This window comes from Pseudomonas entomophila L48, assembly GCF_000026105.1.
Lineage (GTDB): Bacteria > Pseudomonadota > Gammaproteobacteria > Pseudomonadales > Pseudomonadaceae > Aquipseudomonas > Aquipseudomonas entomophila.
The window spans coordinates 166,142-187,387 of sequence record NC_008027.1 but is presented as its reverse complement, the minus strand read 5'-3'; the positions used below and the strand labels follow the sequence as shown (position 1 = coordinate 187,387).

22 protein-coding genes and 1 tRNA gene are annotated in these 21,246 nt (G+C 64.8%); 8 read left to right on the top strand and 15 right to left on the bottom strand.

Annotated elements, in window-relative coordinates:
• Position 1 precedes the first annotated feature (1 nt).
• The 6 genes from PSEEN_RS00810 to PSEEN_RS00790 form a co-directional block, all read right to left on the bottom strand.
• Entirely contained in the window at positions 2-2,530 is a 2,529-nt protein-coding gene (locus tag PSEEN_RS00810) for a dermonecrotic toxin domain-containing protein (protein WP_011531614.1), read from the bottom strand.
• Positions 2,531-2,612: 82 nt separating this feature from the next.
• Positions 2,613-2,888 carry a DUF971 domain-containing protein gene (locus tag PSEEN_RS25895; protein WP_011531613.1) on the bottom strand — a complete coding sequence of 92 codons (276 nt, stop codon included), beginning with the start codon at positions 2,886-2,888 and terminating at the stop codon, positions 2,613-2,615.
• A complete protein-coding gene (locus tag PSEEN_RS00805; protein ID WP_011531612.1) occupies positions 2,885-3,853 on the bottom strand; it encodes a HEAT repeat domain-containing protein in 969 nt (322 codons plus the stop codon). The genes PSEEN_RS25895 and PSEEN_RS00805 overlap by 4 nt, the downstream gene beginning before the upstream one ends.
• A 22-nt stretch (positions 3,854-3,875) precedes the next feature.
• The gene (locus PSEEN_RS00800) at positions 3,876-4,121 is read right to left on the bottom strand and encodes a 4Fe-4S dicluster domain-containing protein (RefSeq protein WP_011531611.1); all 246 of its coding nucleotides are present in this window, start codon (positions 4,119-4,121) and stop codon (positions 3,876-3,878) included.
• A gap of 38 nt (positions 4,122-4,159) precedes the next feature.
• The gene (locus tag PSEEN_RS00795) at positions 4,160-5,911 is read right to left on the bottom strand and encodes a fumarate reductase/succinate dehydrogenase flavoprotein subunit (protein WP_011531610.1); all 1,752 of its coding nucleotides are present in this window, start codon (positions 5,909-5,911) and stop codon (positions 4,160-4,162) included.
• Positions 5,908-6,657 (bottom strand): GntR family transcriptional regulator, encoded by a 750-nt coding sequence (locus PSEEN_RS00790; RefSeq protein WP_011531609.1) that lies wholly within the window; start codon positions 6,655-6,657, stop codon positions 5,908-5,910. The genes PSEEN_RS00795 and PSEEN_RS00790 overlap by 4 nt, the downstream gene beginning before the upstream one ends.
• Positions 6,658-6,948: 291 nt before the next feature.
• On the opposite strand from PSEEN_RS00790, the gene PSEEN_RS00785 reads away from it, so the two are divergent.
• The 4 genes from PSEEN_RS00785 (at position 6,949) to PSEEN_RS00770 (ending at position 10,479) form a co-directional block, all read left to right on the top strand.
• Positions 6,949-7,025, top strand: a tRNA-Arg gene (locus PSEEN_RS00785).
• Between the two features lie 55 nt (positions 7,026-7,080).
• Entirely contained in the window at positions 7,081-7,932 is an 852-nt protein-coding gene (locus PSEEN_RS00780) for an alpha/beta fold hydrolase (protein WP_083789142.1), read from the top strand.
• A gap of 127 nt (positions 7,933-8,059) precedes the next feature.
• Positions 8,060-9,790, top strand: coding sequence for a dipeptidase (locus PSEEN_RS00775; RefSeq protein WP_011531607.1), 1,731 nt, complete (start codon positions 8,060-8,062; stop codon positions 9,788-9,790).
• Positions 9,791-10,041: 251 nt separating this feature from the next.
• Complete coding sequence (locus tag PSEEN_RS00770) at positions 10,042-10,479, top strand: CBS domain-containing protein (RefSeq protein WP_011531606.1); 438 nt, start codon at positions 10,042-10,044, stop codon at positions 10,477-10,479.
• 3 nt (positions 10,480-10,482) lie between these two features.
• On the opposite strand, the gene PSEEN_RS00765 is transcribed toward PSEEN_RS00770, so the two are convergent.
• The 3 genes from PSEEN_RS00765 to PSEEN_RS00755 form a co-directional block, all read right to left on the bottom strand.
• Positions 10,483-11,121, bottom strand: coding sequence for a hypothetical protein (locus PSEEN_RS00765; protein WP_011531605.1), 639 nt, complete (start codon positions 11,119-11,121; stop codon positions 10,483-10,485).
• A gap of 70 nt (positions 11,122-11,191) precedes the next feature.
• Positions 11,192-11,434: a DUF2789 domain-containing protein gene (locus PSEEN_RS00760; protein WP_011531604.1), complete on the bottom strand. Its 243-nt coding sequence runs from the start codon at positions 11,432-11,434 to the stop codon at positions 11,192-11,194.
• A 59-nt stretch (positions 11,435-11,493) separates the two neighbouring features.
• Positions 11,494-11,952 (bottom strand): aminoacyl-tRNA deacylase, encoded by a 459-nt coding sequence (locus PSEEN_RS00755; protein ID WP_011531603.1) that lies wholly within the window; start codon positions 11,950-11,952, stop codon positions 11,494-11,496.
• Between the two features lie 96 nt (positions 11,953-12,048).
• Here PSEEN_RS00755 and PSEEN_RS00750 point away from each other — a divergent pair, with 96 nt between their 5' ends.
• Both PSEEN_RS00750 and PSEEN_RS00745 read left to right on the top strand, forming a co-directional pair.
• Positions 12,049-13,392 (top strand): NfeD family protein, encoded by a 1,344-nt coding sequence (locus PSEEN_RS00750; protein ID WP_011531602.1) that lies wholly within the window; start codon positions 12,049-12,051, stop codon positions 13,390-13,392.
• A gap of 2 nt (positions 13,393-13,394) precedes the next feature.
• Positions 13,395-14,147, top strand: a complete 753-nt coding sequence (locus PSEEN_RS00745) for a slipin family protein (protein WP_011531601.1) — start codon at positions 13,395-13,397, stop codon at positions 14,145-14,147.
• An 80-nt stretch (positions 14,148-14,227) separates the two neighbouring features.
• On the opposite strand, the gene PSEEN_RS00740 is transcribed toward PSEEN_RS00745, so the two are convergent.
• The 3 genes from PSEEN_RS00740 to PSEEN_RS00730 all read right to left on the bottom strand — a co-directional run bounded on the left by PSEEN_RS00740 (position 14,228) and on the right by PSEEN_RS00730 (position 17,510).
• Positions 14,228-14,860 carry a LysE family transporter gene (locus PSEEN_RS00740; RefSeq protein WP_011531600.1) on the bottom strand — a complete coding sequence of 211 codons (633 nt, stop codon included), beginning with the start codon at positions 14,858-14,860 and terminating at the stop codon, positions 14,228-14,230.
• Between the two features lie 152 nt (positions 14,861-15,012).
• Positions 15,013-15,600 (bottom strand): mechanosensitive ion channel family protein, encoded by a 588-nt coding sequence (locus tag PSEEN_RS00735; protein WP_011531599.1) that lies wholly within the window; start codon positions 15,598-15,600, stop codon positions 15,013-15,015.
• A complete protein-coding gene (locus PSEEN_RS00730) occupies positions 15,600-17,510 on the bottom strand; it encodes an ATP-binding cassette domain-containing protein (RefSeq protein WP_011531598.1) in 1,911 nt (636 codons plus the stop codon). Before PSEEN_RS00730 ends, PSEEN_RS00735 begins: the two co-directional genes overlap by 1 nt.
• Positions 17,511-17,560: 50 nt before the next feature.
• Here PSEEN_RS00730 and PSEEN_RS00725 point away from each other — a divergent pair, with 50 nt between their 5' ends.
• Complete coding sequence (locus tag PSEEN_RS00725; protein WP_011531597.1) at positions 17,561-18,040, top strand: TIGR02444 family protein; 480 nt, start codon at positions 17,561-17,563, stop codon at positions 18,038-18,040.
• Here the strand turns inward: PSEEN_RS00725 and PSEEN_RS00720 are convergent.
• Positions 18,016-19,092 carry an AlgP family protein gene (locus tag PSEEN_RS00720; protein WP_011531596.1) on the bottom strand — a complete coding sequence of 359 codons (1,077 nt, stop codon included), beginning with the start codon at positions 19,090-19,092 and terminating at the stop codon, positions 18,016-18,018. The two genes, PSEEN_RS00725 and PSEEN_RS00720, sit on opposite strands and share 25 nt — an antisense overlap.
• Before the next feature lie 224 nt (positions 19,093-19,316).
• Here PSEEN_RS00720 and PSEEN_RS00715 point away from each other — a divergent pair, with 224 nt between their 5' ends.
• A complete protein-coding gene (locus PSEEN_RS00715; RefSeq protein WP_011531595.1) occupies positions 19,317-19,982 on the top strand; it encodes an FKBP-type peptidyl-prolyl cis-trans isomerase in 666 nt (221 codons plus the stop codon).
• 1 nt (position 19,983) lies between these two features.
• Here the strand turns inward: PSEEN_RS00715 and PSEEN_RS00710 are convergent, their stop codons facing one another.
• Entirely contained in the window at positions 19,984-20,454 is a 471-nt protein-coding gene (locus PSEEN_RS00710) for an Rsd/AlgQ family anti-sigma factor (RefSeq protein ID WP_011531594.1), read from the bottom strand.
• 231 nt (positions 20,455-20,685) lie between these two features.
• The gene (locus PSEEN_RS00705; protein ID WP_011531593.1) at positions 20,686-21,192 is read right to left on the bottom strand and encodes a disulfide bond formation protein B; all 507 of its coding nucleotides are present in this window, start codon (positions 21,190-21,192) and stop codon (positions 20,686-20,688) included.
• Between the last annotated feature and the right edge of the window lie 54 nt (positions 21,193-21,246).

Below are 21,246 nucleotides of genomic sequence, written 5' to 3'. Positions count from 1 at the left end.
GTCAGCGCCACTGCGCAGCCGGGAAAAACCGCTCGACCCAGGGGGCATACCCCACCTGCTCGGCGTAGGTCACGCGCTCGAATAGCTGGCCGCCGCGCAGATCGAAGGCCGGTGCTCCTGCCGGCCGTGGCGCCTCACGAAGCCTGACCTTGAGGAATCGGTAGTGCTCGCCCTGCACGTCACTGATGTCATCGATCAGGAAGGTACGGCCAGGGGTGAACAGCACTTCTGCTTCCTGCCAGTTCAGCGACAACGGGGCCACCGGTTTCCCGCTGAGCCGCTCGCTGCCGACCAGCTCGTAGAGCACCGTGTTTTCATCGAAATGCCCCGCGACTTGCGCAAGCGGAAGATCGACCGCGTCCTTGGGCAGCATGAAGCGGCGTGGAATGTAGGGGTTCTCGGTAAATGAGGTGAGGTCGGTCGAAACCAGCACATCACCGACCTTGATCTTCCCTTCACGGTAGCGTGCACCCAGCGAGACACGCTCCCCCCGCCCGCCGCGCCAGAGCAGCGAAGCCTGGCTGCCAGGCAGTTGCTCCAGCGAATCGGCCAGCGTGTTGACGAAGTCGTTCAGCTCCCCGTCGGCAAAGCCCTGCAAGCGGGTGCGATCGCCCCTGAACAGGTCGTTCACCTTGGCCATGTGGCTGCTGTACTCCATGGCCAGGTCGTTATGCAGCGCGCCTTCCTGCCTGAAGGTGTAGAAGCGCTCGCCGTTCACATCGACATAGTGGTGCCCATAGGTGTCGGCCGGTGCCATATTCCCCGTGTACTCCGGCAGGCCGGCAGCCTCCAGCAGGCGGGCCTGGCGATCGAGCAAGGCCTGGGACAACCGTTGCCCAAGTACCCTGTCAGGCTCCATGTAGGTATCCCAGAACTGAGTCGTCAACGCGCCCGGGTCACCGTCCGGCGCGTATAGCCGCCAATTGCCATCCAGCCCGCGCCGAACCAGCAGGCTTTCACGGATCTCGAGGTCGTCCAGGTCCCTCAATACCATCCAGCTGGACCAGGTGCTGTTGTAGTGAACGGGCAGGATCGACTCGCCCAGCTGGATCCAGCCGCGCCCTTGGCCATCGAGGCTTATACCCCGTAACACGCCGTTAGCCTGGATCGGTTCGCTCACAATCAAATTGCTGTCCAGGTCGTCGAGCACTTGTCGGATCCGTCGCGCTTCCCTCGCCGGTTGCATCAGCGCCGATGCGATCCCGGCGAAATGAGGAGGCTCACGGTACTTGAGGGCCCAGAGACCAAGGCCTGTCTCGATAATGGCGAAGACGATGACCAGCGCATCGGCAATCGATTCGAGTATCGCCTGGCTGCGCTCACGGTCGGTGCGCGCCCACACGGCCGCCTCGACATCCAGCGTCATCCGGGCGGCACCCGCGCCCAGCATGACCAGGCCGATGGGCCAGGCCATCAGCGAGAAACTGCCGAAGACGTGGATGAAAGCCCCCAGGTAGCCACGCCAGAGTTTCTTGCGCAGGTCGGCGTTGCTGACCAGGTTGTGCAGGGTCAGGCCGAGATCGGCCTTGGCCCACAGCATCAAGGTGTCGAACAGGTCCGGCAAATGCAGCGCCTGGCCTTCACCGAACGGCCACAGCGGCCGAGCGTGGGAACCGCTTCGCCCACGCACTGCCAGCAATGCCGCGGCGCGCATGTCGATCGGCGCTTGCGGGTCCGCCCGATTCAACGCGTCGAGCCATGCCTGGGCATCGCTGGCCTGCACACGCCTGGCGACCCAGCGGACCATTTCGTCCCGGTCGACAAAGGCCCGCAGGGGCGTTGCCAACGAAGGGCTGTAGAGCACCACCCGTCCCGAGGTATGGCGCAGGGTGACCAGATGGCCATTCCCCACCAGGAAATGACGCACGTTCATCTGCGGACCATGTCCGGAAAAGGACAGCGCGGCCAAGGTCAAGGGTTGTCCAGTGTCCAGGCCGAGCCAGGCCCACAGGTTCTGCTTGTCGACCGACTCGAGCAGCCCACCGCTCACCCCTTGGTCAATCGCGGCCAGAAAGCAGACGCGGGCCAGGACGGGGAAGTCCAGCCCTTCCTCACCCCAGAAACGCTCCTCCCTGGCCCTGACCTCGGCAGCGAAATCCAGCTTCCAGAGGTAGTCCATCACCGTTTCCGGGCGCAAGGCCACCTCGTTCTCGACACCGTACTGCCCTGCGCCTGGGCCCTGGGTGTAGAAGCCGCTGTACACCGCCAGGGTATCGGGCGCGGCCTGGAAGCCGCCATCGAAGCGATGGATCAGCAACTCGGTAAAGCGCATCGAATGCCGGGGCGGGCCGGAATGGCGCCAGCCGGTGGTGGTGGCGGCATTGACCGCACCATCGAACACATGCCACCAGACCTTGTCGGGGTCCAGGGGCTTGCCCGTGTGTTCGAGCAGGTAGTCGGCGGCATGTTGATGCGCCAGCCGATAAGGGTCGGGCCAGGCCGCGAGATAGGCGCGGGCCTTGTCCATCAAGGCCCGCGCTTCGCCAAGCGAAGCCAGGCTGCGTGCGAATTGGTCGAGGTCTAGGGGCATGCTGAGGATCCTTGGTCAGGTGGAAGTCCTCGATTCAGCCTCGCCTCGTGGAGCGTCAGGTGCTATGGCGATACCACCCGTTTCAACCTAGGTCGCGCAAGTAACTCCAGGGGAAAATGCCACGATCATGCCCGTCGCTGAACACCAGTTGCAGACCGTAGCCTTGAGGTACGACATGCACTACCCGAACGTCCTGCGCAACCCACGCGATAGCCCCTTGCAAGCGTGACGCCCGGCACCGCGAACACGGACAGGCGCCGCGCAGGCAAACATGGTCGAGCACCTGCGGCCCTTCCAGCCACTGCACGTGCAGTTGGCCCTCGCCCCGCAGATTACGCACCGCGCTCGGCACATTCATCGGCCCTGGCCCTGCAACTGCGCCAGTGCGATACGCACCGCCTTGCGCACCTCCGGGTCAGCGTCGGCCTGCGCCGCTTGCAACACCGGCAAGGCCTGCGCCAGCCCCAGTTCGCCAAGGGCCAGGGCAGCCTCCTTGCGCAGGTTGGCGATGGCATGCCCCAACAGGCCAGCCAAGGGTTCCAACGCCGCGCCGTGGCGCAACCGCCCGAGCGAGCGCGCCGCGCGCAGGCGCACCTGCCAGTAGTCGTCCGCCAGGGCCTCGACCAGGGCCAAGCCTGCGTCGGCCTGGCCCACCTTGCCCAAGGTGGTGGCGGCTTCCTCACGCACCTGCCACGCAGGATCGACCAGCGCGGTGATCAAGCCCGGCAGCACACGGGTATCGCGGGCCAGGCCCAAGGCGCCGATGGCTGCGCGGCGCACGTCGGTGTCCGGCTCCTCGACGGCGAGCCGCGCCAGCTCGGGCAAGGCAGCGACATGCTTGAGCCACCCAAGGATGCCCACGGCCTCACGGCGCACGCTGGCGTCCGGGTCGCGCAGCGCCAGCAACGCAGGCGTGGCGGCCTCCTCCAGGCGCAGCTCGCGCAGGGCGCGCAAGGCACTGGCGCGCACGAAGGCATCGGCGTGGGTGGCCCATGGCAATATCAGGTGGCCAACCTCCAGGCTCTTGAGCTCGGCCAGGCTCTGCGCGGCGGCCAGGCGCACCGGTTCGGCGCTGTCAGCCAGTGCGGCGCAGAGCGCCTGGACCGCCTCGCCGTCCTCCCAGGCTTCCAGCAGGCGCGCGGCCTCGGCGCGGACCTCCTCGGCAGGGTCGGCCAGCACCGCATCGGTCAGCCATGGCAAGCCGTCCGGTTCTTCCAGGTCGGCCAGGGCGATCAAGGCGATGCGCCGTACGCCGGCATCGGCATCGCCCAGGCGTGGCAGCAAAGCCAGGATATCGGGGTTGTCGCTGTGTCGTTCAGTCATGGGGCGATCCTTGGCACAGGGTTCAGCGCAGCAGGTAGGGAATGTCGACCTTCACCGCACCGGTCGGGCAATCCTTTTCGCAGGGCATGCAGTACCAGCATTCGTCGAAGGCCATGTAGGCCTTCTGGGTGGCCGGGTTGATCGCCAGCAGGTCCATGGGGCAGACCTCGACGCAGACCGTGCAGCCTTTTTCGGCGATGCACTTGTCTTCGTCGATGGTGACCGGGGCACTGCTGCGAAAGAAGATGTCCTGGGGTTGGTAAGCCATTTCACGAGTCCTCGGGGGCAGCCTGGGCGCCCTTTCTGTCAGATTTTCATACCCGCTGCTGGCACCTGGGCGGCGTCGGGCCTCACCCGCAGACGGTCGTAGGCGCTCTGCTCCTGGGCATCCAACGGGATCAGGTACGGCTCGACCGGCTTCTTGAAGCTGATCATCTCGCCGTCCTCGCCTTTCTTCAGGTGGCAATGGCAGAACCATTCGCCATCGTTGCGCTCAGGGAAATCGACCCGGTGGTGATAAAGCCCCCAACGGCTCTCTTCACGGAACAGCGACGCCCGCGCCGCCATCTCGGCGCAATCGCGGATCACCGCGACCTCCATCGCCCGCATCAGTTCGTGAGGGTTGTTGGCTTTCATCTGCGCCAGGTCACGCCCGATCTCGGCGAAGCGCGTCAGGCCGATCTGCATCTTCTTCGTCACCTTCGGCGGTTGCAGGTAGTCGTTGACCATGCGCCGCAGCTTGTACTCGACCTGGGCCGGTGGCAGCCCGTGCTCACGGTGCAGCGGCGCGAACACCCGTGCCTGCTCGCGCTCGACCTGCCCGGTATCGACTTCGGCGAAATCGCGCCCGGCCACGTACTGCGCCGCATTCACCCCGGCGAACCAGCCATAGGTGAAGGCGCCGAGCATGTAGTTGTGCGGTACCGCCGCCATGTCGCCTGCGGCGTACAAACCCTTCACGCTGGTCTCGGCCTTCTCGTTGACCCACACCCCCGAGGCCGAATGCCCGGAACAGAAGCCGATCTCCGAGATGTGCATCTCCACCATGTGCTGGCGGTAGTCGGTGCCGCGCCCGGCGTGGAACTGACCACGGCTGGGGCGCTCGTTGCCGTGCAGGATCTCTTCGATGTTCTGGATAGTTTCCTCGGCCAAGTGGTCGAGCTTGAGGAACACCGGGCCATTGCCGCCTTCCAGTTCCTGGTGGAACTCCCACATCATCTGCCCGCTCCAGTAGTCGCACTCGATGAAGCGCTCGCCCTTGCTGTTGGCGGTATAGCCACCGAGCGGGCCGGTGACGTAGGCGCAGGCCGGGCCGTTGTAGTCCTTGATCAGCGGGTTGATCTGGAAGCACTCCAGGTTCGCCAGCTCGGCGCCGGCGTGGTAGGCCATGACATAACCGTCACCCGCGTTGGTGGGGTTCTCGTAGGTGCCCATCAGGTAACCTGATGCCGGCAGGCCAAGGCGCCCGGCCGCGCCGCAGGCGAGGATCACCGCCTTGGCGCGGATCACCCGGAACTCGCCGGTACGGCAGTCGAAGCCGAGCACGCCGGCCGCAGCGCCTTCGCCGTCGAGCAGCACACGGGTGCAGACCATGCGGTTGCTGATCTCGACCCGGGCGCGCTTGAGCTGCCGGTAGAGCACCTTCTTGATGTCGTGGCCTTCGGGCATCGGCAGTACGTAGGCACCCATGTGGTGCACTTTCTTCACCGCATAATCGCCGGTCTCGTCCTTCTCGAACTTCACGCCCCAGCGATCGAGTTGCCCGATGGTCTCGAAACTATTGGTGGCATAGGCATGCACCGTGGCCTGGTTGACGATGCCGTCATTGGCGACGGTGATTTCCTTGGTGTACTGCTCGGGCGTCGCGTGGCCGGGCACGATGGCGTTGTTCAGGCCATCCATGCCCATGCTGATGGCGCCGCTGCGCTTGACGTTGGCCTTCTCCAGCACCAGCACACGCAGTTGCTTGTCCTGCTCCTTGGCCTTGATCGCCGCCATGGGCCCGGCGGTTCCGCCACCGATGACGACGATGTCGTAGTCCTGGGTTTGAATGCTCATGCCTTGGGGCCCCTCTGGCGATCGATGCGCAAGCGATACTGGAAAGCGTCGCCACGGTAGTAGAGATGCTCGAAGTCCAGCGGCGTGCCATCGGCGGCATGGGTCAGGCGCTCGATGCGCATGATTGGCGAGCCCTCCTCCACGCCCAGCGCTTGCGTGAGGTCGCTATCGGCCAGCACCGCGTCGATGGCCAGGTCTGCGTGCCCCAGGGCGATGCCGCAGTCGTTCTCCAGCAACAGGAAGATGTCACGGGTGACCAGGTCGGCCTTCTCCAGCTTCTCGCCGACGCTTTTCGGCAGCCAGGTCAGTTCCAGCGACACCGGCTCGCGGTTGATCAGGCGCACGCGGCGGATTTCGGTGACCAGCGCGCCCTCCTCGACCTGCAACCGCGCCGCCACCAGCGCGCTGGCCGGCACATGGCGAAAGCTGCGCAGGCGGTTGAGCACCTCATAGCCCATCTGCGTCATTGATTCGCCAAGGCCCTGCAGGGTGCTGACGTTCTGGAACGCCTTGGGCTTGGCGACGAAGGTACCCTTGCCATGGATCTTGAAGATCAGCCCTTCCTTCTGCAGGTCGCCCAGCGCCTGGCGCACGGTGATGCGACTGACGTCGAAGGCCTTGCCCAGTTCGTTTTCCGAAGGCATGCGGCTGTGGGGTGGGTAGCTGCCATCGAGGATGCGCTCGCGCAGCAGTTCCTTGAGCTGGGTGTAAAGCGGTACGGGAGAGAGGGGGAGCAGTTCGGCCATGGTCGTCTTCGCTATTGGCTGACTTGTTATAACAAGTTGTGACTAGACGATAACGGGCATATCACGGCGAGAGGAAATATCGTTATTGCATATGGATAGACATTATTGATGACTGTAGGAGCGGCTTCAGCCGCGATGCAGGCCCCCCCGTTGCCTGGCATCCGCTTCGCGGATGATCGCGGCTGAAGCCGCTCCTACAGAGATCGTGGCAGATTGCTCGCCACAGGGAAAAACAGCCTCATATCAAGGCGATGGACGCCATCGGCATTGATGGGTATCATGCGGCCCGTTGCACTCGTAGCTCAGCTGGATAGAGTACTGCCCTCCGAAGGCAGGGGTCGTGGGTTCGAATCCCGCCGAGTGCGCCATCTCCAGAAACCCCGGATCGCTTCCGGGGTTTTTTCGTTTCAGGGCACCGATAGCGTGAAAGCCAACTGCGGGACCACTGTGGCGCTGCTTGCCTGCCTTGGCCTGCATGGCTGCGCGACCCTGCCCTCGCCGCAGCAGCGCAGCCAACAGGCAGACGCGCTGGCCAGCACCGTGAACTTGACGCGCGAGCAGGTGCGCACCGATGCCTTCCTGCTGACCAGTTACGCGCGCATCAACCGCCCGGACCTGCCGTTGACGGTGTACATCGAAGGCGACGGCCTGGCCTTCCGCACGCGCTCGCAACCCTCGGACGACCCCACCCCCGTCAACCCGGTGGGGTTGGCACTGGCCGCGGCGGATCCGACCACCAACGTCCTCTACCTCGCTCGCCCCTGCCAATTCGCCCAAGCAGCCGACAACCCGCGTTGCGCCGTGGCGTACTGGACCGGCAAGCGCTTCGCCGAAGAAGTGGTGCAGGCCATGAACCAGGCGGTCGATCACTATGCCCGGCAAGTGCCCGGGCAACCCCTACACCTGGTCGGCTACTCCGGCGGCGGCGCCATCGCCGCACTGCTGGCGGCGCGCCGGGGCGACGTGGCCAGCCTGCGCACCGTGGCGGGCAATCTCGATGTCGTCGAGTTCAACCGGTTGCACAGGACCACCCCCATGCCCGCGTCACTCAACCCGATCGACCAGGCTGCCAGGCTGCGCGCGCTGCCGCAGATTCACTTCCATGGCACCGCCGACCGCGTCGTGCCTGGCATGATCGCCGAACGATTCGCACAGGCTGTGGCGGGCGACTGCACGCAAGTGCGTGCGGTTCCCGGGGTGGGTCATGGTGGTGACTGGGCGGCGCGCTGGCCAGGCCTCCTCGCCGAGCCCGTGCGCTGCCAGCATGGGCGCTAGCAAGCGAAATTGTGCGTGACCGCACGGTGCCACCTCTCCCAAGGAGGCGTGCATTGGTGTTAGCGTGGGCATCTTCCCGTTTGCGTAAACGGGCACCTCCCACTCTTGCAAAGGAATGCGCACGCCCATGCCATTTTCCAAGCTTTCCGCCGCTTCCGTGATGCTGGCCAGCCTGGCGATGTTCTCGATTCCGGCCCACGCCAACCTCTCCCAGCAACAGTCCGCCGCCATCATCAAGGCCTACGACGGCAGCAACCCGGCCGACTTCAAGCAGTTCCTCGGCAAACTCGCCAGCAGCGACCTGGCCAAGGCCGACAAGCTCGATGACACCCTCAAGCTGTACCTGGCCGGCAAGCCGCTGAGCGCCGAGCAGCAGGACGAGGTCAACCGCCTGCTGGGCCTGTACACCCGGATCAAGTACGGCGAGGCCGCCAAGCAGACCCTGCGCGAACTGGTGGAGATCCCGACGGTGCGCAAAGAGGGCGTGCCGCAGCACGAGAACCCGGAATTCCTCAAGATCGCCGACAAGATCAAGGCCCTGGCCGAAGGCTTCGGCCTGCAGTTCCGCAATGTCGACAACCGTGTTTACGAGATCTCCCTCGGCGAAGGCAAGGAAGTGATCGGCATCCACGCCCACGCCGACGTGGTGCCGGTGACCCCGGAAAACTGGAAACTCAAGGACGGCACCAAACTCGATCCGTTCAAGGTCACCCTGGTGGGTGACCGCATGTACGGCCGTGGCACCGAGGACGACAAGAACGGCATCGTCGTCGCGCTCTACGCGTTGAAAGTGGCCAAGGACGAAAAACTGCCCCTGGCCCGCCAGTTCAAGCTGCTGGTGGACACCACCGAGGAAACCACCGGCGACGCGATCCCCTATTATTTCGCACGCAACGCCACCCCCGACTACAACCTGGCGCTGGACGGCGGCTACCCGGTGGTGATCGCCGAGAAAGGCTACGGCACCGTCATGGCGACCTTCACCAAACGCGCCGGTACCGGCCAAGGCGCCGAAGTGGTGAAGCTGACCGGTGGCCTGGCCACCAACCAGATCCCCGGCAGCTCGGTGGCAACGCTGATCGCTGACAAACCAGCTGACGTGGCCAAGGCCCTGGAGAAAGCTGGTGCCGAGTACGTCAAGCAACACAACGGCGACTTCAGCATCGACGCCAAGGCTGATGGCCAGCAGGTGCTGCTGACCGTGACCGGCGTGTCGGCGCACTCCTCCGAGCCTGAGTCCGGGGTCAACCCGGTGGCGCGCATGCTCGACTTCCTCAACGGTGTGCAGAAGCAAGTGCCGCTCAAGCACAACCACATCACCGACGCCGCCCGCTACGCCGCTGATAACTGGGGCCTGGACTACCTGGGCAACAAGCTCGGTGTGGGCTTCAAGGATGACTTCATGGGCCCGCTGACCACCTCGCTGACCTTCGTCGGCCTGGATGACAAAGCGCTGAAGCTGGCGGTGAACCTGCGTATTCCCAAAGGCAAGTCGCTCGAGACGCTCAAGTCCGAGATCTCCGACAAGCTCGGTGACTGGGCGCGTACCAGCCACACTTCGGTGGCCTTCGACTACACCCTCGACGAGCCGATGTATCGCAACCCCGAGGGCGAGTGGGTCAAGGCCCTGCTGGCCGTGGCCAGCGAGAACCTGGGCATGAAGCACGCGTTCGGTACCTCCGCCGGTGCCACCTCGGTGCACGACCTGCCCAACGGCGTGCAGTTCGGCCTGGCCATGCCGGACGTGAAGTACACCGGGCACAACGACAACGAGTTCAAGACCGTGGAGCAGTTCATGCTCGACCTGCAGATCGTCAGCGAGATGGTGGCGCGGATCGGTCAGATGCCGAAGCTCTGAAAGCGCCTCCCTGTAGGAGCGGCTTCAGCCGCGAAACAAACGACGCGATGGATAGCACCGGCTGCGCCGGTGTTCGCGGCTGAAGCCGCTCCTACTGGGGCCCGTCCGGGCCTCAGAACGGCCGCGCCAGCCCCGCTTCCTGATGACGTTTTTCAATCGCCTCCATGCCGTTTCCTGCATTGCCGTGCAGAGCGCCGTGCCGGATGCTTTATTTACTCCGACACATCGCAGTCCCACCCACTGAGGCCCGTATGAAGAACGTCGAACAGATTCTGAAAAACAAGTCGCAACCTCAGGCCGTCTATACCATCGCGCCTGATGATTCGGTGCTTGATGCCTTGAAAATGCTGGCGGAGAAAAACATCGGCGCCCTGCCGGTGGTGGAGAACGACCAAGTGGTCGGAATCGTCAGCGAACGCGACTACGCTCGCAAGCTGGTGCTCAAGGGCCGCTCTTCACCGTTCACGACCGTCCGCGAAATCATGAGTTCGCCGGTGGTCACCGTGGACCCCAAGCAGAACCTCGAGTACTGCATGAACCTGATGACCAACCGCCACCTGCGTCACCTGCCGGTGGTGGAGAACGGCAAGCTGCTCGGGCTGCTGTCGATCGGCGACCTGGTGAAGGAAACCATCGCCGAGCAGGCCAACCTCATCCTGCAACTGGAGCAGTACATTCGCGGCGAATGACCCTCAGTGGTAGGCGCGCTCCAGCTCGTCCAGCTGATGGTCGAAGCTGCGCAGCCGCGCCGACCAGGTGTACACCAGCACTTCCAGGTCACGGTTGAGCACGGCGGTGTTGCCACCGTCGCGCACCGGCGCGTCGCACAAGTCCAGCTGGTAGCGTTCACGGGCCATGGCCGTGGCCACGCTGGACAGGTCGCGGGCATTGGCCAGCCAATGGTGATGGTGATCATGCACTTCCCGGTCGAGCTCCCGGCACTGGCGCTTGAGGGCATCCAGACTCTGCTCCAGGGGGGTGCCCTTGAGCTCGCCCATGACCTCTTCGAACGTGCGCCCGGAATGCCAGTAGCTGCCCCAGAAATAACGGTCGAACACCGTCTCGACCCGGCGCAGGGCGACCTTGGTGTTCCAGATGGTCAGCAGTGTTCGCCCCTGGGCCACTTCACGGCGGTTCAGGTGCAACTGCTGCCAGGCGATCCATGCCAGCCCGCACAACGACACCGCCGCGGTGACCGCGGCGGCGGCATACAGAAACTGCACGGCCTGGCTCATCTGCTGGGTGTGCCGGATACCGTAGAAGTAGCCGGCTGTCAGGGTGCCCAGGATCGTCACGGAGCACCAGAAACCTGGTGCGTAGGGATCTTTCATCGCGCCATCCCCTGTTGTTTTTCCTGAGCATAGCAACGGCCCGATCACCCATCAGGTGCCGCTCGGCGCTTTATTTTCGTGGACGACGCAAGGCTTCATTGAGCTGATCGAACAGCTCCGCCCAATCGGCATCTTCCTCGATGCTTTGCTTGAGAAACCCCCGCTGGGCATCGTTCCAGAAGGGCGCATCCACCAGCTTCACATCCCCCTTGAGCGGGGAATGGCTGGTAATGAACTGGTCGATGCCCAGCGGATCGTCCGGCAGCCCCAATTGCTTGAACAGTTCGGAAAACTTGTGGATCGGCGCTTCCATGGTTCACTCCTCTGGCCGGGCGGTCGTCCACGACGCCAGCCCGGCGTTGGTTGCGAGCATCAGCTCAATTCGCGCACTTGGGCGTGCGGCACCAGTTTCAAGTATTGCTCCATGCTCATGTGGATCAGGTGATCGTGGTCACCCGCCTCGAGGTAGACATCACCCTGGCGGGTCAGTGTGCGGTCGAGCAGCATCGGGATGTTGTAGGCGTCGCCGAGCGCCGGGATCGCGCCACGTTCGCAGTCACCGAACAGGCTGGGCAACGCACTCTCGCGGGTCAGCTGCCAGGCGCCGGTCATGCGCACCTCGGTCATGTCCAGGTGCCGGTTGGCCGGCAGCACGGCCATGATGTAGTTGCCATGGCGGTCGTCGAGCATCACCGACTTGGCGACCCGCTCGGCGGGCACGCCGGCCGTGCGCGCCGACTCCAGGCTGGTGGCCGAATGTGGATGGGGAACGATGTCGTAGTCGCAGTTGGCCTGGTCCAGGCGCTGCTGAAGGGTCTTGGCCATTCGCATGATGCACCTCCGGTTTAGCCCCCACCCTCAAGTTTAGGCCGTGGTCGGTCACGCACGGCTAAACTTCAGGAACAGGTCCGCACGAGGTGACGACAGGTGATCGCTCACGGCTGGCGCGTGTTGCTGCTGTCGCTGTTGCTTGGTCTTGCCCCGAGCGGCCAGGCCGCGCCGGGCACCGATGCCTGGCTGCTGAGCGTCGACGACGCCATCGGCCCGGCCAGCGCCGATTATCTGCTGCGCGGCCTGGAGCAGGCGCAGGGACAAGGCGCGCAACTGGTGGTGATCCGCCTGGACACTCCCGGTGGGCTGGACAGCGCCATGCGCCAGATCATCAAGGCCATCCTCGCCAGCCCCGTGCCAGTGGTCACCTTCGTCGCTCCCGGCGGCGCCCGGGCAGCCAGCGCCGGTACCTACATCCTCTATGCCAGCCATGTAGCGGCGATGGCGCCTGGTACCAACCTGGGCGCGGCGACACCGGTGCAGATCGGCGCGCCTGGCATGGGCGACAAACCGCCCGCCAACAAGGAGGACGACACCCTCGCTCGCAAGCAGGTCAACGATGCCGCCGCCTATATCCGCGGCCTGGCTGAGTTGCGCGGGCGCAACGCCGACTGGGCGGAAAAAGCGGTACGCGAAGCCGTGAGTCTCTCGGCCAGCGAAGCCCTGCGCCTGAAGGTGATCGACCTGGTCGCCAGCGACCTGCCTGAACTGCTGCGCCAGCTCGATGGCCGCACCTTGCAGGTCGCCGGCCAGCCCGTGCAACTGCGCACCGCCAACGCTGCAGTGGTGGAGCACCTGCCCGACTGGCGCACACGCCTGCTGGCAGTGATCACCAACCCCAGCGTGGCGCTGATCCTGATCATGATCGGGGTGTACGGCCTGTTGTTCGAGTTCATGAACCCCGGCACCGGCGCGGGAGGCGTGGTTGGTGGCATCTGCCTGCTGCTGGCGTTGTACGCCCTGCAACTGTTGCCGGTCAGCCATGCCGGCGTGGCGTTGATCCTGTTGGGGATCGCTTTCATGGTTGCCGAAGCGTTCCTGCCCAGCTTCGGCGTGATCGGCTTCGGCGGCATCATCGCCTTCGTGGTTGGCGCACTGATCCTGCTGGACACCGATGCTCCCGGCTTCGGCATTCCCTTGGCGCTGATCATCAGCCTCGCCGTGGTCTCGGCACTGTTGCTCGGCGGCGTGCTGGGCATGGCGCTCAGGGCACGCCGGCGGGCGCTGGTCAGCGGTGACGCCGGGCTGGTGGGCAGCCTGGTCACCGTGACCGTGGTACACCAGGACAACCCGTTCCTCGGCTCGGTACAGGCCCAGGGCGAACAGTGGCAGGCGCAGTGCGCGACCCCCTTGCAACCCGGCCAGCACGTCAGGATCTTGGCCCGTAACGGCCTGACGCTCGAAGTCAGCGCCACCGCGCCCACGGCGCAAGGAGAGTGAAGATGTTCATGCAGTTCGGTTTCGGCACCCTGCTGGTGCTGCTGGCCCTGTTGCTGCTGTCGGCCTTGCGTATCCTGCGCGAGTACGAGCGCGGGGTGGTGTTCCAGCTCGGGCGCTTCTGGCAGGTCAAGGGGCCGGGGTTGATCATCCTGATCCCGGGGATCCAGCAGATGGTGCGGGTCGACTTGCGCACGGTGGTGCTCGACGTGCCGCCCCAGGACGTGATCACCCGCGACAACGTGTCAGTGAAGGTCAACGCCGTGGTGTACTTCCGCGTGCTCGACCCGCAGAAGGCGATCATCCAGGTCGAGGATTTTCTCAGCGCCACCAGCCAGCTGGCCCAGACCACCTTGCGCGCGGTGCTCGGCAAGCACGAACTCGACGAACTGCTGGCCGAGCGCGAGCAGCTCAATGCCGACATCCGCGCCGTGCTCGACGCGCAGACCGACGCTTGGGGCATCAAGGTGGCCAATGTCGAGATCAAGCATGTCGACCTCAACGAGTCGATGGTCCGCGCCATCGCCCGCCAGGCCGAGGCCGAGCGCGAGCGGCGGGCCAAGGTGATCCATGCCGAGGGCGAGTTGCAAGCGTCGGAGAAACTGATGCAGGCAGCACAGATGCTGGGCAAGGAGCCTGGGGCGATGCAGTTGCGCTACATGCAGACGTTGGGGGCGATTGCCGGGGACAAGAGCTCGACCATCGTCTTTCCGTTGCCGGTGGACCTGCTCAAGGGTTTGGTCGACAAACAACGTTGAAGCCACACGATCCCCTGTAGGAGCCAGCTTGCTGGCGAACAGGTCCGTTCGCCAGCAAGCTGGCTCCTACAGGATGAAGTTTAGATCGGCGCCCGGCGAAGGGTCGCGAGGAAGGTCGCCGCGCCGATGAACAGCCCGGCGAACGTACGGTTCAGGCGCTTCTGCTGTTTAGGGGTGCGCAACAGGCGCAGCACCCGCGACGCCAGCCCGGTGTAGCCCGCCATCACCAGCATGTCGACGCTGATCATGGTCACGGTGATCGCCACGTACTGCGGCAGCAGCGCTTCATGCGGGTTGATGAACTGCGGCAGCACCGCGAGCATGAACACCAACGCCTTGGGATTGCTGACGTTGACCAGGAAGCCACGGAACACCAGGCTCAGCGGCTTGCCGATCGGGCGCACGCCGGACTCGTCGCTCATGTCCATCGGCAAGGCCTTCCATTGCTTGTAGGCAAGGTAGACCAGGTAGACGACACCAAACCACTTGATGATCTGGAAGGCGGTGGCCGAAGCGGCGAGGATGGCGCCGACACCGGCGGCGATGATGGCGATTTGCACGATCAGGCCCAGTTGCAGCCCCAGGGCGTTCCAGTAGCCACGCCAGAAGCCATACTGCAGCCCGCTGGACATCGAGGCGATCGCCCCGGCGCCCGGCGACAGGCTGATCACCCAGCACGCGGCAAAGAAGGCCAACCACGTTTCCATCGACATCGCACACCTCGCTCGAACATTTATTGCAAAACGTTAAGCTACGGTGCTGGCGAAAAAATAACCAGTGGTTTTTACACCATCCACAAGCACTGCGCTGCACCCGTAGGAGCCGGCTTTGCCGGCGAACCGGCCAGTGCGGGTGACGTGAGGCTTCAATCAGCCTCGATGGCCGGGTCTTTGACAGGCACAGGCACTTCAGCCCCCCGCCAACGCCGCACCGCCTTCTGGAAGAACTGGCTGTTCGGCACCTGCACCAGCGCCCCACCCGCCTCGGGCGTCTCCATCAGCGTGGTGTACAGCAGGTTGATGGCGATCACCCGGCCTTTCACCCCCGGCTTGTCCAGGGTATCGACCAGCTCGACCACATCGCCGATGCGAAACGGCCCCACGGTGAAGATCAGCACCGCGCACAGCAGGTTGGACAGCACGCTCCAGATGGCGAAGAAGGCCACCGCCGCCACCGCAACGAAGCCAGAGAGCGCCGTCCACAATACCGTGGCCGACACCCCCATGCGCTCCAGCACGAACAGCAGCGCGCTGCCCATGATCAGCCAGCGCAAGGCACCGCGCACCGGCACCATCAATTCGTGCGGCAGCGGATAACGCTCGCCCAGGCTCCTCAACCCACGGGCGACCATGCGCTGCAGGATGAACGCGGCGATCAGGATCAGCAGGATCTGCAGCCCCAGCCAGAACGTGTCCATCCATTGCCCTGGCAGCAGCGAACGCAGTTCCTCCATCAGCTCAGCGCCTCGAGCTCGGCCTGCATGCTTTCCAGCGTTTCCAGGGCTTCCATCCAGGCCTCTTCAAGCTCGCCTTCGCGTTGCTTGAACGTGGTCTGGCGGGCCAGCAGGTCGCGCAGCTCATCCTTGCGCGAGGCCTCGTACAAGCCACTGTCGCCCAGCGCCGCTTCGATCTCGGCCAGTGCCTTGTGGACCTGGTTGAGCTCGGTTTCCAGCTTGTCGGCCGCCTTCTTGTGCGGCGCCAACTGCTGGCGCAAGGCCGCGGCAGCCTGGCGCTGGGCCTTCTTGTCAGTTTTGTCCGGGTTGACTGGCGTGCTGTTGGCCGGCGCGTTGCGCTGACGGTACTCGACCAGCCAGCGGCTGTAATCGTCCAGGTCGCCGTCGAAGGTGTCGACCTTGCCATCGGCCACCAGCAAGAAGTCGTTGGTGGTGCTCTTGAGCAAGTGACGGTCGTGGGAAACCACCACCACGGCGCCGGCGAACTCTTGCAGGGCCATGGTCAGCGCCAGGCGCATCTCCAGGTCCAGGTGGTTGGTCGGTTCATCGAGCAGCAGCAGGTTCGGCCGTTCCCAGGCGATCAGCGCCAGGGCCAGGCGCGCCTTTTCGCCACCGGAGAAATTGACCACCGGCTCGTCGACGCGGTTGCCGTGGAAGTCGAAGCCACCGAGGAAGTCGCGCAGGGTCTGCTCGCGCTCGCCGGGGGCGATGCGTTGCAGGTGCAGCAACGGGCTGGCCTTGTCGTCCAGCGAGTCGAGCTGGTGCTGGGCGAAGTAACCGACGGCGAGGTTCTCACCCCGCACCAGGCGCCCTGACAAAGGCTGCAGCTCACCGGCCAGGTTCTTGATCAGGGTCGACTTGCCCGCGCCATTGGGGCCGAGCAGGCCGATGCGCGCTCCGGGCGCCAGCTGCAGCTTGACCTTCTCGAGGATGGCTTTGTCGCCGTAGCCCAGACGACCTTCGGACAGGTCGAGCAAGGGGCTGGAAATCTTCTCGGACTCGCGGAAGACGAAGTCGAACGGCGAGTCGACATGGGCCGCCGACAGCTCCTCCATGCGCTCCAGGGCCTTGATCCGGCTCTGCGCCTGGCGGGCCTTGGTGGCCTGGGCCTTGAAGCGGGCGATGTACTTTTCCATGTGCGCGCGCTGCGCCTGCTGCTTCTCGTAGGCCTGCTGCTGTTGCGCCAGGCGTTCGGCGCGGGTGCGCTCGAAGGCGCTGTAGCCGCCCTTGTAGAGGTTGAGCTTGCGCTGCTCGACATGCAGCACATGGTCGACCACGGCATCGAGGAAGTCGCGGTCGTGAGAGATCAGCAGCAGCGTGCCCGGATAGCCCTTGAGCCAGTCCTCGAGCCAGAGGATGGCGTCCAGGTCCAGGTGGTTGGTCGGTTCGTCGAGCAGCAGCAGGTCGGACGGACACATCAATGCCTGGGCCAGGTTCAGGCGCATCCGCCAGCCACCGGAGAAGTCGCCGACACGGCGGTCCATCTGCTCGTTGGTGAACCCAAGGCCGGCCAGCAGCTTGCGCGCACGCGCGTCGGCGCTGTAGCCGTCGGCGCTGTCCAGCTCACTGTGCAGGCGCGCCAGGGCGGTGCCGTCGTGGGCTTGCTCGGCGGCGGCCAGGTCGGCCTGGACCTTGCGCAGGCGGGCATCGCCATCGAGCACATAGTCCACGGCGATGCGGTCGAGGGTGTCGACCTCCTGGCGCATGTGGGCGATGCGCCAGTCGCCAGGCAGCAGGCAGTCGCCAGCATCGGGCGACAGCTCACCGCGCAGCAGCGCGAACAGGCTGGATTTGCCGGCGCCGTTGGCGCCGATCAGGCCGGCCTTGTGACCGGTGTGCAGGGTCATCTCGGCGCCTTCTAGCAGGCGCTGTGGACCACGCTGTAAAGTGAGGTTCGATAGTCTGATCATGATGGTCGCGGAGTCTACCAGCTTCCCCGATCACTGGCGCGAGTGAAACCATGCACACCGACCTGTGGAACCATGCCTTGGCCCTGTACGCACGGCCGGGTGTCGAAGGCGCCTGCCTGGCCCTCCAGGCGCTGGGCGGCGATGTCTGCCTGCTGCTCTGCGGTACCTGGCTGCAGGCACGCCAGGTAGCCCCGAATGAACAACGGATACAGGCCCTTCAAGCATTAGCCAGCCCCTGGCAGCAGGACGTGGTCTTCCCGCTGCGCACGCTACGCCAGCAGTGGCGCGAGCAGGCGCTGGCCGACCCGAACTTGAGCGTGCTGCGTGAGCAAGTGAAGTACCTGGAGCTACAGGCTGAACGCACGCTGCTTGAGCGCCTGGAAGCATTGGCCCGCGATTGGCCCGCCGAACAGAATGGGACGGAAGATTGGCTGGCCCGGCTGGCACCGGACCTGGCCCGGGATCACGACGCGCTGCATACGCTGCGCGCCGTGGCCCGGAGGCTTCAGGAGGCCGAGGAAGGCGACTGAGCCGGGGTGCTGGCCGCCGCGGCGGCTGGCGCTGCCGGGCTGGCCGCTGGAGCCGGCGTGGCGCTGGCGGCTGGTGTGGCGGGCTTGGCGACGGGTTTCGCAGCAGCAGGCTTGGCTGGAGCCTTGACGGTGGCTGGCTTGGCCGGGGCCTTGGCGGCGGCTGGCTTGGCTGCAGGCTTTGCAGCAGCAGGCTTGGCCGGGGCTTTCGCGGCAGCAGGTTTGGCGGCGGGCTTGGCTACGGGTTTCGCAGCGGCGGGCTTGGCCGGGGCTTTCGCGGCGGCAGGTTTGGCGGCGGCCTTGGCCGCAGGTTTCGCAGCGGCGGCCTTGGCCGGGGCCTTCGCAGCGACAGGTTTAGCAGCAGGCTTGGCTGCAGGTTTTGCGGCGGCGGTCTTGGCTGGGGCCTTCGCCGCAGCAGGTTTGGCGGCTGGCTTGGCTGCAGGTTTCGCAGCGGCGGTCTTGGCCGGGGCCTTCGCAGCGACAGGTTTAGCGGCAGGCTTGGCTGCAGGTTTTGCAGCGGCGGTCCTGGCCGGGGCCTTCGCGGCAGCGGGTTTGGCGGCTGGCTTGGCTGCAGGTTTCACAGTGGCGGCCTTGGCCGGGGCCTTTGTTGCAGCTGGCTTGGCCGCCGGCCTTGCAGCGGCTTTCGGTGCTTCGGAGCGCAAGTGCAGCGCCTTGGCTGCGGCCTCGCGTACCTTGCCCACGCCCTGCGCCAACTTCAGGCTTTCCTGGGCGTCACGCTTGAGTTGCTGGATATAAGTACGGGTCTGCGCCTGACGCTCCTTGAGCGCATCGAGCAGTGCTTCTAATTCACCGGCTGCTTTCTGTGCCTTGCCTTGTGCCTTGGCTTTGCCGGCCTTGGCCGCGTCCTGCAACTTCAGGCGCGCGTTGTGCAGTTTCTCCTGCGCCTTGCCACGTTGTTTTTCCAACTTGGCCAACAGTTTCTCGGCATCCGCCAGCGCTTGGGAGCAGGCATCTTCCAAATGTTCGAGCAGGCTGCCCGAAAGTTGCTGGAGCAGGTGCAACGGCGTACTGACTGCTTTCTTTTTGGCCGACATGGATTACCTCCTGGCTGACGAGAGTGCGACTCATACTATGCTTCTGCTGCTACTGCCGCTAGGGCATGTTGACAGTATCAGTAGCGCCGCGTTGCATGCCTGGGCAAAGTTGTTGTCTTGCAGCTGGAAGCAAGTGTAGTTGCCTGTTAATTCCTTGCCGACAATTGCACATCTTTCTTCGACAACGCTGGCATACTTCGCGCTCTTTGCAGCAGGAGTCGACCATGCCTCGTTACCTGATTCTCGGCCTGTGCCTGGTGGCCCCACTGGCGCTGGCCAACCCCGAGTCCCCACCCGGCAACGACAGCGACCTGGCCTACAGCCTCGGCGCCAGCCTGGGCGAACGCCTGCGCCAGGAGGTACCTGGCCTGCAACTCGATGCCCTGGTCGAAGGCCTGCGCCAGGCCTATCAGGGCCAGCCGCCACGGATCGCCAAGTCACAGATGGATGCGATCCTGCAGCAGCATGAAGAGCAGGCCAACGCCGCCGCCGAACAGGCGCGCGTGGACACCCTGCTGAACGCGGAAAAGCGCTTCATGGCCACCGAGCGCGCACGCGCCGGCGTCCATGAGTTGCCCGAGGGCATCCTCTACAGCGAACTGGCCAGCGGCAACGGCGCGCAACCCAAGGCCACCGGCAGCGTGCAGGTGCGTTACGTGGGGAAACTGCCGGACGGCTCGGTGTTCGACCAGAGCCAGCAACCGCAGTGGTTCAAGCTGGACTCGGTGATCGAAGGCTGGCAAGTGGCGCTGCCCAGGATGAAGGCGGGGTCGAAATGGCGGCTGGTGATACCGTCGGCGCAAGCTTATGGCGCCGACGGCGCGGGCGACCTGATCGCGCCCTACACCCCGTTGGTGTTCGAGATCGAACTGCTGGCGGTGGCCGACTGAGTCAGGCCTGCAGCGCGTCCTCTTCCTTGTGCGCGGTATGCAGCACTTCGATGAGGCAGTCCTCCAGCTCGAAGCGTTCGCGCAACAGGCCGCCCAACTTGCCCAGCTTGTCGGCGAAACGCTCGGGGTCGGTGCACTCGCCCTTCTCGCAATGGTCGTTGAAGGCCAGTGCGATCTGGGTGCTGTCATCGATACGCGGGTTGATCTGCGTGGCCAGCTCCAGGGCCTTGGTATCGCCAAAGGCCTTGGCTTCGCTGACCAGCTGCTCGCTGACTTCGAAGTGCCAGGCCGAGACATAATCGACCAGGAGTGCGCAGAAATCGCGGTTCTTGTCCTTGTCGGCAAAGGCCGGCTTGGCATCGCGCAGTGCGCGGAAGGCTTGCACCAGCTCCTGGCGCTCCTCCAGCCAACGATCGATCAGCTTGTGAACACCGCCCCAGCGTTCCTGGGCGTTCTGGCAACTATCGAGCATGACGATCTCTTCCCTTCTGGATAGATGCCGCTGCACCTCGCGACACAATACCGTGGCACAAAGGTGACATCAGCAGAACGGCATCGAACAGGTGTGTTTTGGGTATGCGTGCTGCGAGATTATTCCCGCGCGACCTGCCCTTCAAGGTACGCAGTGGACAAAGTTCATACAAGCGTTTAATCCCGATCCCACCTGCCACTGGTCGAGCAATCCCCGCGACATTGCTCTGGATCAAGCCATTGCGCGCTTGCGGAAACGATACGCCACCAGCCAGGACAAGGGCATCGCAGCCAGCAGCAGGAACGCCAGCAAGCTCCATTCAGGCAAGGTCAGGTCGAGGAAACTCCAGCTGATGGAAACGCAATCCGGGCTGCCCAGCAGGAACATCTGCAGGATTTCGCCCAACGGGCGCTGCAGGACCTGCTCGACCGGCAGGTGACAACCGTCGACCACCTGAGGGTCGCCCTGCAGCCAGACATGCCGGCCGGCCAGCAGCGCGCCGCCGAACGCGCTCGCCAGCGCCAACCCTGCATAGGCACGTCGCCCTCGAGCGGCGGGCGAGTGCACGAGCGCGGCCAGGCACACCAGGGCGTACACCCCGAGCATCAGGCGCTGGCTGAAACACAGTGCGCAAGGCACAAGGCCGACCACCGATTCCAGGTGGAACGATGCCACCAGCACGGCCGTCGAGGCCAGCAGGGCGGGAAGGAAAAAGCTGCGCAGGCAGGCCAGCGACATGGGTGATGAATGTCCGCGAAGTGGGGAATTGGTTGGAAACGGTAGAGGAAAGGA